This window comes from Marinobacter sp. (genome assembly GCF_044799475.1).
Classification (GTDB): Bacteria; Pseudomonadota; Gammaproteobacteria; order Pseudomonadales; family Oleiphilaceae; genus Marinobacter.
In genome coordinates, this window is record NZ_CP085217.1 from 167,364 (window position 1) to 181,353 (window position 13,990).

The window sequence follows — 13,990 nt, forward strand, 5'->3', positions numbered from 1 at the left end:
AGCTGAAAATAGTAATTCCCAACATTGAGTCTGATCAATTTAAAACAGAGCGATTACAGGCAGAATGGGCACCCCGATCCTGCCAACCCCGGAAACCCCCGATGCCTAGCCCTGAACTCCTTGCCCCCGCCGGCACGCCAGAACATCTGGAAACAGCATTTGCCTATGGCGCAGACGCCGTGTACGCCGGCCAGCCCCGCTACTCGCTACGGGTGCGCAACAACAGCTTCAAAAATGCCCAGGCTCTGGGTGCCGGCATCCAGCGGGCCCACAGCCTGGGCAAGTCATTCTATGTGGTATCCAATATTGCGCCCCACAATGACAAGGTGCGGAGCTACCTCAGGGATCTGGCACCAGTGATTGAATTCGGGCCGGACGCCCTGATCATGTCCGATCCAGGTCTGATCATGCTGGTCCGCGAACAGTGGCCAGATCAGTCCATCCACCTGTCGGTGCAGGCCAATGCAGTGAACTGGGCAACGGTGGAGTTCTGGCGCCGCCAAGGCATTAGCCGCGTCATCCTCTCCCGCGAACTCGGGCTGGATGAAATCCGCGAAATCCGCCAGCAGGTTCCAGCCATGGAGCTTGAGGTATTTGTGCACGGCGCCCTGTGCATGGCGTACTCCGGCCGCTGCCTGCTCTCTGGTTACATGAATCATCGGGACGCCAACCAGGGCGCCTGCACCAATGCCTGCCGGTGGAACTATAAAACAGTCAACCACAGTCATGACCATACCGGCGATCTGATCTCCGCAACACCGAAAACCGCGCCCCGGGAAATGCTGCTGGAGGAGCCCAATCGCCCCGGCAGCTACATCCCCGCCTACGAGGATGAGCATGGCACCTACATTATGAATTCGAGGGACCTCCGGGCGATCCAGCATGTGGCCGAGCTCTGCCGGATGGGCGTGCACTCGCTGAAGATCGAGGGGCGCACCAAGAGCAATTACTACGTTGCCCGGACGACCCAGGTCTATCGCCAGGCCATCGACGGGGCAGCAAGCGGCCAGCCCTTCAAAATGGAACTCATGGATGAACTGGAGGCGCTTTCAAACCGCGGCTATACCGAAGGGTTCCTGCGCAGGCATCCGCCACAGGAGTTCCAGAACTACGAACAGGGAGCCTCTTCCCTGGGCACCCAGCAGGTGGTAGGCGCCATCACCGGCAGGGATGGCCAGTGGCTGACCGTCGATGTGAAGAACCGTTTTTCGGTGGGAGACCCCCTGGAGCTCATAACGCCCTCGGGAAATATCCGCTTTGAGACGGCGACCATGGAAAATCTGCAGGGCAAAGCCTTAAGCTGTGCCCCAGGCAGTGGCCATCACGTGCGGCTGCCCGCGCCTGAGAACATGCCCCTCGCAACGGACCACTGTTTTCTCACACGCCTTTTAAACCGGGAGACTCCATGATTGCCAGACTGTCCCTGATCCTGCTCGTGGTTGCGGGCATTGCCGCGCCCGTGAACGCTGAAACTCTCTCCACTCCTGCCGCGCTTGCGGAACAAACGAGGGAATTCATGGAGAAGGCAGCCGAAGGAGAAATAAATGCTGCCTACAGAGGCATCCGGCCGTTTCTCGGGGTGCCCGTGGATGCTTTCGATGCATCTGCGGACGAAGCTTCAGTCTACTTCAGCAAGGTCCGGGACAAGGCGGGCAAAACCCTGGACTACGCACGGGTGCGGCACGAAGCCATCGCGGATGATTTCCACCGGGTGGTCTGGCTGCAGAAGTTCGCCGCAGCGGCCATTGCCTGGACTTTCACCTTTTACCAGCCCGAAGATGGCTGGAAACTGGTTGGAGTGAGCTATTCCACCACCATCGATGACCTTTACCAGACAGTAAGGTCCCCCGGCCAGTAAGCCACCGGCAAAGCCACTTACCGCCCTCCAGCCCGATTGGGCTATAATCCGACCTGCGCGGAATTAATACCTGACTAATTTAGTCTGATATTGTACAATCAGTCATCAAAAGCATCATTCAATAACAACAGCCAGGTCGTACATGCTGTGGCGCAAGCCATAGCGACAGAGATCAACGACACTGACGCAGCATGAATCTGAGGCATCCGCTGGCAGCCGCCAGCCAGATGCCAGCCAGAACTACAGCGGGCCAAAAGCCCCAGATGAGAGATTACGGAGCGACATCATGGCCAACACCGACAAGCAGGTTGACGAGCTGATCAAGCGGGAATACCAGCACGGTTTCGTTACTGACATCGAGGCGGATACGTTTGAACCCGGCCTCAACGAAGAAGTTATCCGGCGCCTGTCAGCTATCAAGAATGAGCCTGAATTCATGCTTGACTGGCGTCTGAAGGCTTATCGTCGGTGGCTTGAGATGGACGAGCCGGAGTGGGCCCACGTCCACTATCCGAAAGTGGATTACCAGAGCATTTCCTATTATTCCGCCCCCAAGCGTCCGGAAGACATGCCCCAGAGCCTGGACGAGGTGGATCCGGAGCTGCTGCGCACCTATGAAAAACTCGGCATCCCACTGCACGAACGGGCGGCCCTCGCCGGCGTGGCAGTGGACGCAGTGTTTGACTCGGTATCCGTTGCCACCACCTTCAAGGAGCCGCTGGCCAAAGCCGGTGTCATTTTCTGCTCCATTTCCGAAGCAGTGCAGGAGCACCCGGAACTGGTGAAGAAATACCTGGGTTCGGTGGTACCAGTGGGCGACAACTATTTTGCCTGCCTGAATGCGGCAACCTTTTCTGACGGCACCTTCGTGTACGTACCCAAGGGCGTACGCTGCCCCATGGAGCTGTCTACCTACTTCCGGATCAATGCCGCCAACACCGGTCAGTTCGAGCGCACCCTGATCATTGCCGAAGAAGGCAGCTATGTAAGCTACCTGGAAGGCTGCACGGCCCCCATGCGGGACGAAAACCAGCTGCACGCAGCGGTGGTGGAACTGGTGGCAATGGACGATGCCCAGATCAAGTATTCCACCGTTCAGAACTGGTATCCCGGCGACGAAAACGGCAAGGGCGGCATCTACAACTTTGTTACCAAGCGTGGCGCCTGCATTGGCAAAAACTCCAAGATCTCCTGGACCCAGGTGGAAACCGGTTCGGCGATCACCTGGAAGTATCCCAGCTGCATCCTGCGGGGCGAGAACAGCGTAGGCGAGTTTTATTCAGTGGCGCTGACCAACAATTACCAGCAGGCCGACACGGGCACCAAGATGATCCACCTGGGCAAGAACACCTCCAGCACCATCATCTCCAAGGGCATTTCCGCCGGCCACAGCAGCAACGCCTATCGCGGGCTGGTGAAGTTCGGCCCGGGGGCTGAAGGTGCCCGCAACTTCACCCAGTGCGACTCCCTGCTGATCGGTGACCGCTCAGCGGCCCATACGTTTCCGTACATTGAGACGAAAAACAAAAGCGCCATTCTGGAGCACGAGGCCACCACCTCCAAGGTCAGCGACGAGCAGATGTTCCTCTGCCGTCAGCGGGGCATGGATCCTGAACAGGCGGTCTCGATGATCGTCAACGGCTTCTGCAAGGAAGTGTTCAAGGAACTGCCCATGGAATTTGCGGTGGAAGCCGGCAAGCTGCTGGAAGTGAGCCTTGAAGGGTCCGTCGGGTAAGGCCGGGCTGTTTAATCGAACCGAATTCGAGCAACGAGAGAGAATCCGATCCATGCTGAGCATCAAGAACCTGCACGCCTCCGTCGAAGGCAAAGAAATCCTCAAGGGTATCAACCTGGAGATCAAGGCCGGGGAAGTTCACGCCATCATGGGGCCAAATGGCTCCGGCAAGAGCACCCTGTCCCAGGTTCTGGCGGGCAACGAGGCCTTCGAAGTCACCGAAGGTGAAGTCCTGCTGGACGGCGAGAACCTGCTTGAACTGGCAACCGAAGAGCGGGCCCGGGAGGGGATTTTTCTGGCATTCCAGTATCCTATCGAGATTCCCGGTGTCAGCAACATGCAGTTCCTGCGCACCTCGGTCAACGCCCTGCGCCGTCACCGGGGTGAACCCGAGATGAATGCGGCCGAGTTCATGAAGCTGGCGCGGGAAACCTCAAAGCAGGTGGACCTTGACCCAGATTTCCTGAAGCGTGGTGTCAACGAAGGCTTCTCCGGCGGCGAGAAAAAGCGCAATGAGATCCTGCAGGCGCTGGTTCTTCAGCCAAGACTGGCCATTCTGGACGAAACCGACTCGGGCCTGGACATCGACGCCCTCAAGGTGGTCGCCGATGGCGTCAACGCCCTGAAATCCCGGGATCGCGCCGTGCTGATGGTGACTCACTACCAGCGCCTGCTGAACCATATAGTGCCGGATTATGTCCATGTTCTCGCCGGCGGTCGCATCGTCAAATCCGGGGGCCGGGAACTGGCACTGGAACTGGAAGAGCGCGGTTACGGCTGGCTGGGCATCAACGAAGCTGTAGCCAGCTAAGGAGAGGTGGAATGAAACCAGCACCAACGCTTTCCAGCGCCTTTCTCCAGACGACAGGCCAGCTTTTGCCGCAGCCCCTGCTGGAGCTGCGCAGGCAACGGGGTACATCCCTCGTGGACATGCCGCTGCCGACCCGCAAGACCGAAAACTGGAAATACTCCAGCCGCTACCTGCAGCTGAATGAGACTCTGGCTGCAAGTCTGCCGGCCGGAGGCAAGGGCGGTCCGGCCATCGCCGTAGACGGCTATCATGTGGTTTTCCGCAACGGCGTCATGGTGCCGGAAGCCAGCGACTATCCGGACATCGCCGGTATCGAGATCAAACGCTTTGCCGATCTGAACGACGACGAAGCCCGTGAGCTCGCCGAGCGCCTCGACAACACTCTGGACAGCGACGCAGTCCAGCTGGCGCGGCTGAACAGCGCGAGATTCGAAGACGGTCTGCTTGTCCGGCTTAAAGCCGACGCCGTGCTGGACCAGCCCCTGTTCGTCATATGCGAAACTGACGCCACGGGCAGCGGTTCGGCCTGGCCGCGCATCTATCTGGATGCAGGACGCCACAGCAAAATCACACTTGTGGAAGAATACATCAGCAGCGGCACCGAAGCGGCCATGGTCAATGCAGTGACCGAATTTTCCCTTGCCGATGGCGCCAACGTGACCAGCGTGCGCCTGTCCCTGGATGGCGAAAACGTCCAGCATATCGGCGCTACCGGCGCCCGACTTGAAGCCAACAGCCGCTTTGAAAGCCACACCGTTGGCTTTGGTGGCCCCCTGCGCCGTCACGACCTGCAGGTACGTCTGGAAGGTCCGGGAGCGGAGTGCAAGCTCAATGGCGTAGTGGTTACCCAGGGCAAACAGCACTACGACAACCACACCACCATTGAGCATGTTGCGCCTCACTGCAACAGCGAGGAAACCTACCGGAACATCGCCGCGGACCAGTCCCACGCGATTTTCAATGGCAGGATTCACATCCACCAGGATGCGCAGAAATCCAGTGCGAACATGAGCAACAAGAACCTGCTGCTCTCCACCGGCGCCGAGATAGACACCAAGCCCGAGCTGGAAATCTACGCCGATGACGTCAAGTGCGCCCACGGGGCCACCATCGGTCAGCTCAACCAGGAATCGATCTTCTATCTGGTGTCCCGTGGCATTGGCCGGCGTGAAGCCACTACGCTGCTCACCATGGCTTTCATCAACGAACTGATCGAGCAGATTCCGGTGGCATCAGTCAGGGAGACGTCCCAGTCACGTCTCAATCACTTTATTGAACAGACCTTCGTGGAGTCCTGAACGGCTATGTCAGATCTTTCTGAGGCAAAAACAGTAGCCAGCCCAAGGCTGGATGTGGACAGAATCCGTCAGGATTTTCCCATTCTCGCCCAGACCATCAACGGCAAGCCGCTGGTGTACCTGGACAATGCTGCGTCAGCCCAGAAACCCGTCGCCGTGCTGGATGCGATGGACCGTTATTACCGGGAATGCCATTCCAACGTGCACCGTGGCGCCCACACCCTGGGTGACAGGGCCACCTCGGCATTCGAGGGCGCCAGGGAGAAGGTCAGAACCTTCCTGAACGCGAAGAGCCCCAGTGAAGTCATCTGGACCCGTGGCACCACCGAGGCCATCAACGTGATCGCCAACGGTCTGGCGCCGAAGCTGAGACCCGGCGACGAAATACTGGTCAGCCACATGGAACATCACGCCAACATCGTGCCCTGGCAGATGCTGGCTGAGCGCACAGGCGCGAAAGTGGTGCCCGTGCTGGTCACGGAAAAAGGCGAGCTGGACATGGAGTCCTTCGACAGCCTGCTGGGGGATCGCACCAGGATCATGGCCATCACCCAGGTCTCCAACGCCCTGGGAACCATCAATCCGGTCGAGGAACTGATCGCCCGGGCCAGGAGTCGCAGTGTCATTACGGTGATTGACGGCGCCCAGGCAGTACCCCATTTCCAGCCGGACGTTCAGGCCATGGGTTGCGATTTCTATGCATTCTCCTCCCACAAGCTGTTCGGCCCGACCGGCATTGGCGTGCTGTATGGCCGGGAACAGCTGCTGGAAGAAATGCCTCCCTACCAGGGCGGCGGGGAAATGATCGAGCGGGTAACCTTCGAGCGCACCACCTGGAACGTACTGCCTTACAAATTCGAGGCAGGTACGCCCGCCATAGCGGAAGCTGTGGGCCTGGGTGCCGCCATAGACTACCTGGCCACCATCGACAGGTCGGCCATGGAAGCTTCCGAACGCGCCCTGCTGGAACGGGCAAACAGCCTGGTGGAAACGGTACCGGGAATGGAAGTAATCGGCACAGCGGCACACAAGGTGCCGGTGCTGTCCTTTAAAATTGCCGGTTTGCACCCCAGTGATATCGGAACCCTGCTGGACCAGCAGGGCATTGAAATCCGCACCGGTAACCACTGCGCAATGCCGTTGATGGACTTTTACGGGGTGCCGGGCACTGCCCGGGCATCCTTCGCATTTTATAACACGCTGGAAGAAGTGGAAAAGCTGTTCGCAGCTCTGCGAAAAATCCAGCGCCTTTTCGTTTGATGGAGGCGATTCGATGACGGCAGAAACCTTTACGCCGACTGTCGGGGTCACCATGACACCCACAGCGGTCAACCACGTGCGCAAGCAGCTGGCAAAAAAGCCGGATGCCAAAGGTATCCGGCTTGCGGTGAAGAAGAGCGGCTGCTCCGGCTTCAAATACGAAACCCAGTGGGTGGAACAGACTGGCCCTGACGACCAGGTGTTCACCGTGGACGACGTCAGCATTTTTGTTGAACGCCAGCACATGCCCATCGTCAACGGCACGGAAATTGACTTCATCACCGAAGGGGTCAATTCCATGTTCTACTTCCGAAACCCCAATGCCACCGCTGAATGCGGCTGCGGCGAAAGCTTCGCCGTGATTTAACCGAACACCACGGCCAGCGCCAGAGGAGACCAGAAAGCGTCATGCAAGAACGGGAAGTTGTCCTGACCAAGCGCAAGGTGGAGGCCCGCCTTGTGCCCTCCGGCACTGAAATCATGATTCCGGAGGATTCCTTCGTGACCATCACCCAGGCCCTGGGGGGCACTTTCACCGTGGCCGTCAATGGCAACCTGGCGCGGATCGAAGGTCACGACGCTGACGCCCTGGGCAAGCAGCCGCTGGAAAGCAGCTTTGAGACTCCTGCTGACGGCACCATCAACGAAAACCAGGTGTGGGAGGCCATGCGCAACTGCTATGACCCGGAGATTCCGGTCAACGTAGTGGACCTGGGGCTGATCTACGACTGCCAGATTGAAAACGGCACCGAAGAGGGCAACCAGGTGAAGATCCTGATGACCCTCACCGCGGCTGGCTGTGGCATGGGGCCGGTAATCACCGATGACGTCAAACGCAAGGTGGAGCATGTACCCAACGTGGACAAGGTGACCGTTGACCTGACCTTTGACCCGCCATGGAACAGCGACATGCTGACCGACGAAGCCAAGCTTGAACTGGGAATGTTTTAAATGGACACCAGGGCAGAACAGTTTCGCAACAATCCGCTGGGCACCACCGTGACCATCGATGACGTGATCGCCGACCTGGAGTTTCTGGACGACTGGGAAGAGCGTTACGCTTACATCATTGACCTGGGCAAACAGTTGCCACCCTTCCCCCAGGAAGAACGCACTGAACAAAACTTCGTGCATGGCTGTCAGAGCCAGGTCTGGCTTACCCACCATCTGGATGAAAGCAGCGGAAAAATGTACCTGCTGATCGACTCGGACGCCATGATCGTTCGCGGCCTCGCCGCCATCATCCTGGTGGCCCTCAACGCCCGTACCCCGAGGGAGCTTCTGAGCACCGACATCGACGAGCTGTTTGAGCGCCTGGACCTCTTCCGCCACATCTCCCCTACCCGGGGCAACGGCCTGCGGGCCATGGTGGGCAAGATCCGGGATATCGCGGCAAAGGAAGCCGTGGCCCACTAACAGCCACATCAACAGCAGTTTCTCCGGCTCCGGACTCAGCGAGCCCCCGGGGTCCGGTTTTACCAGATGACCGCGTAATCCCCCGGCTGGATGTTAATCATCCCCACTTCCTGATCAATACTGCCCCGCACCGAATCCAGGGTGACCTGGCTCAGCACCACATCAACTCCGGTATCCCGCAACTCGGGCGGCGCTCCGTGCCGGCTCCAGGAGCTGGAACTGCGAAGCAGCCGGAGAGAGTCCCCAGGCTTCAGGCCGGATTTTACGCCGGCATCCAGAACAAGCCGGCGGCCATCGGCCTCGGTTATCCTGACCAGCAGCGGCTGGCAGTCCAGGGTATCGACTATGTCCCCGGAGATCTTCGAAATCAGATTCTCCACTGCCTCACCATAGGGGGTGGCAGCAAATTCCGCCGTACCAAATCCCACATTTTCAGTAAGGCCCGGCGTCCACTCCCCGCTGGTTGCGTAACGTTTTTCCATGACGACGCGACCGCTGAAGCCATCGTGCACCGCCAGATCAACCGCGAAATGCCGGGTTTTATTTCTCTCTCTGAGGGTGCGCCTGATGGTATTCAGGGTGGAAGTACCCCAGGTGTCCTCATCCGCCACTGCCACGGTTCGGATAACTCCGGATATCACAAACTGGACACCCATCTCCCGGCTCAGGCCGGAGAACTTTTCCAGACGGTTGTCTGACCGGCTGAAGGTGGGCGCAGAGTCGAGGCTGGCATACATCTGCCGGCCCGGAACGAAATACGGCTGAACTTCGCCGGAGGTCAGCAGGTGCTGGTAAAGCATGGCCGGCATTTCGTGCTCGGCGCTGAACAGATTTCCCATTGACGCCTGGGTGCGCGTCTCCAGGGCAAAGCCCGCAACACTGACACGCTTCCTGTAGCGCTGGGCATCCTCCCCGGGGCAACGCAGACCTGGAGCAAAGGCCTCCTCGCTGTCATCCTGCTCCATGGCCGCTTTCAGCTCCTCAAGCCTTTTGCGGTCGGCATCGACGGGTTTGGAAATCACCATATGAACGGGATAGGGCTCTTCCTCCAGGGACGCAACCTGTATATCCGGGTCGGGATAATCCGGAGCAGGAGACGAAACCACGTTCGCCGGCAAAGACTCTGCTTCAGAGGCACTGGCGCTCAGCGGGAGACCGCCGAGAAGCAGCAGCGAAACAACCGCTGGCTGGAGATAAGTTCTGGTAATGCTGGGACTCATTGACCTGCCTCCACTCGGGAGCTCATGTGCACGGTTACGGGAAGGGAACAGCCTGGCCGCCTTCCAGAAGATTTTAGCGGATACATGAAAGATTCGTGCCACAAGGGCCACACCCGCCAAAACTCCTGACAGGGCTGCCAGATACTGACAGAAAGCCGGACCAAAAAAAGACGCGCGGGCCCCCGGAACACAGAGGAAGGCAGAATTCTGCCGCTTTTCTGCGAAAACCATCCGGAAAACCATCCGTGTTTACAAAGGACCGACAATTCGTAACCCCGTAACCCATGAGCAAATCAAGGGCTTGCGTTAACCTAGATTGTGAACCTGTTCCGGTTCACCTGCACAGGATTCCGCAGGCCAGACAATTTCTACCAAAAGAACAATCACGGAGTTTCCGTCAAATGATTTCATCCCCGGTTTCGCGTCTTGCCCTGGCCATCAGCCTTTCGGTTGCGACCACCTCTGCCCTTGCAAGCGCCCAGCCATTCAACACTGCCCGCTCATTCGCCATGGGCGGAACCGGGGTGGCTGTCGCGCACCCGGCAACAGCCAACATCGCCAACCCTGCCATGCTGGCTTCGAAGCACCATGAGTGGTCTGATGATTTTGGCGTGATTCTGCCCTCCCTGAATGTGCGAGTGGCGGACGATGAAGACGTTATTGATCAGATCGATGATATCCAGGACACGATTGATACAATTGAAGCAAGCGCCAACAACAGCGATGTACCGGGAGTCCAGACAGGCGCCGGCGAACTGCGCCAGCAACTGAGCGCGCTCAATCGTGACACCATGAGGGCCGACGCGGGTCTCGGTCTGAGCCTCGCCATTCCCATGGACACTGTGTCCATTGGTGTTTTCGCTGCTGCTACCGTCAGGGCAACCGTCCGCGGCAACATCTCCGACCAGGATCTGCAAGACCTGGAAGATATTGAAAATGGCACCGTGACGGACGTTCTCCTCGAAGGTCGAAATCTGGGGGACAACCTGAGCTCCAACGGGACTGTACTGGCCAGTTCCATTGCTGAGTTCGGGGTCAGCTTCGCCCGGTCTTTTGAACTGTCCAACGGCAACTCAGTAGAGGCCGGCGTTGCCCCAAAATATGTTCAGCTGCGAACATTTGAACACGTGGAGAAAGTCAGTTCTTTTGAGGACGACGATGCCACGGATGATGAAAACGAAACAGACGACAGCGGCTTCAACCTGGATCTGGGCCTCGCCTATGCCTTCGGCGAGAACCGCGAATGGAACACCGGCCTTGCGGTGCGCAACCTGATCCCCATGGATCTGGATTCGGTCAGCGGACGGAACTTTGAGCTCGACCCCAGAATAACAGCCGGCATCGCCCATTCCGGCGACTTGCATGTGGTTACGGCTGAAATTGACCTGACCAAACGGGAAGCCTTCGGCTATGGCGATGATACCCAGTGGGTAGCCGTCGGCGCCGAGTTCGACGCCTTCCGCTATGCGCAGCTGAGAGTCGGTGCCCGTCAGAACCTGGCCAGCAACGATGATGACAATGGTATCGAGGAAGACACCCAGTTCACCGCGGGCATTGGCCTGTCAGTGTTCGGGGCCAGGGTTGATCTTGCGGCACTGGTGAGTGATACAGACACTGGTGCTGCCATCGAGCTGGGTGCTGCATTCTGAGCAACCGGAAATCGGACTGACAACCATGTTGCGTAAGGTAACTTATCGCCACAGGCAGATTCAGTTGCCCGGAAGCCCGTGCCCGGCAATGCCCTTCCGGCCTGCCCTGATTCTTTTGCTCCTGCTGCTGACGGTGTCGGGGGTTGCCCATGCCGGAATGGTCGATCCGTCGGCCAGATCCGTCGAACTGACCAGCCACACCAGGTTCATCGTCACCAACGATGAACCTGGTCCGTCAGAGGTCACCAGGCTGCCGGAATCCCGGTGGCAGAAAACTTCCGACGACATAAATCTGGGCTACACAGCGGACACTTACTGGTTCCGGATCCGGCTGACCAACGACAGTGCCCAGCCTCTCGAGCGCCTCATCGAACTGGCATACCCCATGCTCGACAAGGTGGATTTTTATGCACTGCGTGATAACCAGCCGGAACTGATGGCGCAGACTGGTGACAGGAGGCCCTTCGATACGCGCCCCATAGCTCATCGCCATTTCGTTTTCCCGGTCACCCTTCCCGCCAACACGACCAGCGAATTCTATCTGCGAATCCAGACGTCCGGCGCCCTTCAGGTTCCCCTTACTCTCTGGCAGAACAATGCCTTCGCCAGCCAGAGCGATACGCAGCTGACCATGGAAAGCATGTTTTACGGTGTAATGCTGGTGATGACACTGTTCAACCTCTTCCTGTTTTTCTCCTTCCGCGAGCGCGCCTATCTTTCCTATGTGTTGCTGGTTGGCTCTGCCCTTCTGGTTATGGCAGGCCTGAACGGAGCAAGTTTTCAGTACATCTACCCTGACTCTCCAGCTCTTCACAACTACATGCTTCTGATAACCGTCCCGCTCTACCAACTGGCGATGTGCCTGTTCGCGAGAGATTATCTGGAGATGGGTACACGGCACCCCCGCTGGAACCGCCTTTTTCTTGTCCTCATTGCTGCCACGGCCATGTGTGTAATCGGTGCCTTCATATTTTCCTACGACATCTCCACCCGCCTGTCGGTGATGATGGCTGTGCCTGTGGGACTGGCCAATCTGGTGGCGGGCGTTGCCTTCTGGATGCGTGGCGACAAAAGCGCCCGTCTCTTCACTATTGCCTGGGTAGCGCTACTTGTGTGTGCGCTTTTCACGGTGCTCAACAAGCTGGGCATCGCCCCCTCCTCCTTCATGGCCAACCATGGCATACCCATCGGAACATCCGCTCAGGCGCTGCTGTTTTCATTTGCGCTGGCAGACAGGTTCAACCGTGAGCGCAAAGCCTATTTCCAGGAAAAGCAGGCCGTCCTGGATGCCATGAAAAACCAGCGGGAAACCGAAGCGGCCCTGCTACGGGCGTCCAGCCATCACGAAGTCACCGGCCTGCCTGACCGCAGCCTCTTCGAACGCATCGTCGACCAGGCTATCAGCAACAACGAGAGCGCAGTCACTGCCATCTTCATGCTTCACCTGCGACGCTTCGATGACGTCAACAAGACCCTCGGCCACCGTCATGCTGACGAGCTGCTGAGTCTGTTTGCCAGCCGGATCAACCAGCTGGTGGCGCAGACCGTGCACGCGGTCTATCTGGAGGGCAATGGCAAAGACACCATCTGTGTGGCCCACATTGAGGGGGTCAGTTTTGCCTTCGCGCTTCAGGACGAGGACCAGGAGCGCCTGATGAGCCAGGCGGCAGAGCTCACGGCCCGCTTCGCCGAGCCCATCGAGTTCATGGGGCTGATGCTGGAACTCAACTTCGTTATCGGCGCCAGCTTCTGCGAGGATGCCGGAGAGGATGCCCAATCCATGCTCCGTCACGCCTTTATTGCGCTTGACCAGGCCGGAGTGGGAACCAGTGAGATAGCCATTTACCAGGCCGACATGAATCCCTATAGTCCGCGCCGGCTGACTCTGATGACCGAGCTCCGGGAAGCGCTTCGCACCGAAGGGCTGACCCTGTACTTCCAGCCCCAGGTTCACCTCAGCACGGAACGTGTAGCCGGCTTCGAGGCACTTCTCAGATGGTTCCACCCGGAGCACGGCTTCGTCCCGCCGGATGAGTTCATCCCCATGGCAGAGCAGACCGGGCTGATCAAACCACTGACCCAGTGGGTTCTGCAGGAAGCCCTGACCTTCTGCAACGGTCTCGATGCAGTCGGCTGTGACGCCACAGTCTCCGTCAACATCTCGGCCATGAACCTGCGCGAACCTGGCTTCTGTGAAGCAGTCTGCGGGCTGCTGGAAAAGAACCAGGTGGCAGCCCGCCGACTGGTGCTTGAAGTCACCGAGACCGCAGCCATGCTTGACCCCAAGCGGAGCCTGGCTGTGCTGCGGGCGCTTCAGGCGGCGAAGGTGAAGCTGTCCATTGACGATTTTGGCACCGGCCACTCGTCGCTGTCCTATATCCGGCAGCTCCCGGTCAGCGAAATCAAGATCGACCGCTCGTTTGTGATGGAGATGGACAGCAACCAGGGCGATGCCACCATTGTTCGGACCACCATCAACATGTGCCACGACCTGGGTTACGAAGTGGTAGCCGAAGGCGTCGAGAATGAAGCTACCCAGAACCTGCTGCGGGAGCTCGGGTGTGACTACATCCAGGGCTACTTCCTGGCGCGACCGATGAGCAGGACAGACGCCCTCAAATGGCTGGAGGCGTCCTCCTGGGCCACCAGTTCAAGCCTGACTACCTGAATTATCGGCCCGGTGGGCATTTCCCGCGCCGGGTTTGCTTCTGCCTCCCTCCGCGCCCATTTGCCCTGACCGGGC

General features: G+C 58.6%; 12 protein-coding genes. 11 read left to right on the plus strand and 1 reads right to left on the minus strand.

The genetic code is table 11. The features are described 5' to 3' along the window. The first annotated feature begins 101 nt into the window (after positions 1 to 101). The 9 genes from yegQ (at position 102) to LG327_RS00840 (ending at position 8,378) form a co-directional block, all read left to right on the plus strand. The gene (gene yegQ / locus LG327_RS00800; protein ID WP_404364810.1) at positions 102 to 1,409 is read left to right on the plus strand and encodes a tRNA 5-hydroxyuridine modification protein YegQ; all 1,308 of its coding nucleotides are present in this window, start codon (positions 102 to 104) and stop codon (positions 1,407 to 1,409) included. Beyond that, complete coding sequence (locus LG327_RS00805; protein WP_404364811.1) at positions 1,406 to 1,858, plus strand: hypothetical protein; 453 nt, start codon at positions 1,406 to 1,408, stop codon at positions 1,856 to 1,858. Before yegQ ends, LG327_RS00805 begins: the two co-directional genes overlap by 4 nt. Before the next feature lie 286 nt (positions 1,859 to 2,144). Further along, the gene (sufB, locus tag LG327_RS00810; protein WP_404364812.1) at positions 2,145 to 3,593 is read left to right on the plus strand and encodes a Fe-S cluster assembly protein SufB; all 1,449 of its coding nucleotides are present in this window, start codon (positions 2,145 to 2,147) and stop codon (positions 3,591 to 3,593) included. Positions 3,594 to 3,645: 52 nt separating this feature from the next. Continuing rightward, positions 3,646 to 4,404, plus strand: a complete 759-nt coding sequence (gene sufC / locus LG327_RS00815) for a Fe-S cluster assembly ATPase SufC (protein WP_404364813.1) — start codon at positions 3,646 to 3,648, stop codon at positions 4,402 to 4,404. 11 nt (positions 4,405 to 4,415) lie between these two features. After that, positions 4,416 to 5,702 (plus strand): Fe-S cluster assembly protein SufD, encoded by a 1,287-nt coding sequence (gene sufD / locus LG327_RS00820; protein WP_404364815.1) that lies wholly within the window; start codon positions 4,416 to 4,418, stop codon positions 5,700 to 5,702. Between the two features lie 6 nt (positions 5,703 to 5,708). Further along, positions 5,709 to 6,962 carry an aminotransferase class V-fold PLP-dependent enzyme gene (locus tag LG327_RS00825; RefSeq protein WP_404364817.1) on the plus strand — a complete coding sequence of 418 codons (1,254 nt, stop codon included), beginning with the start codon at positions 5,709 to 5,711 and terminating at the stop codon, positions 6,960 to 6,962. A 13-nt stretch (positions 6,963 to 6,975) separates the two neighbouring features. Further along, positions 6,976 to 7,329, plus strand: coding sequence for a HesB/IscA family protein (locus LG327_RS00830; protein ID WP_404364819.1), 354 nt, complete (start codon positions 6,976 to 6,978; stop codon positions 7,327 to 7,329). A gap of 41 nt (positions 7,330 to 7,370) precedes the next feature. Continuing rightward, positions 7,371 to 7,913, plus strand: coding sequence for a putative Fe-S cluster assembly protein SufT (gene sufT, locus LG327_RS00835; RefSeq protein ID WP_404364821.1), 543 nt, complete (start codon positions 7,371 to 7,373; stop codon positions 7,911 to 7,913). Further along, a complete protein-coding gene (locus LG327_RS00840) occupies positions 7,914 to 8,378 on the plus strand; it encodes a SufE family protein (RefSeq protein WP_404364823.1) in 465 nt (154 codons plus the stop codon). 59 nt (positions 8,379 to 8,437) lie between these two features. Here the strand turns inward: LG327_RS00840 and LG327_RS00845 are convergent, their stop codons facing one another. Then, positions 8,438 to 9,598, minus strand: a complete 1,161-nt coding sequence (locus tag LG327_RS00845) for a flagella assembly protein FlgT middle domain-containing protein (RefSeq protein ID WP_404364824.1) — start codon at positions 9,596 to 9,598, stop codon at positions 8,438 to 8,440. Positions 9,599 to 9,999: 401 nt separating this feature from the next. On the opposite strand from LG327_RS00845, the gene traF reads away from it, so the two are divergent. Next, positions 10,000 to 11,247, plus strand: coding sequence for a conjugal transfer protein TraF (gene traF / locus LG327_RS00850; protein ID WP_404364826.1), 1,248 nt, complete (start codon positions 10,000 to 10,002; stop codon positions 11,245 to 11,247). A 25-nt stretch (positions 11,248 to 11,272) separates the two neighbouring features. After that, positions 11,273 to 13,915: an EAL domain-containing protein gene (locus LG327_RS00855; protein WP_404364827.1), complete on the plus strand. Its 2,643-nt coding sequence runs from the start codon at positions 11,273 to 11,275 to the stop codon at positions 13,913 to 13,915. Positions 13,916 to 13,990 lie beyond the last annotated feature (75 nt).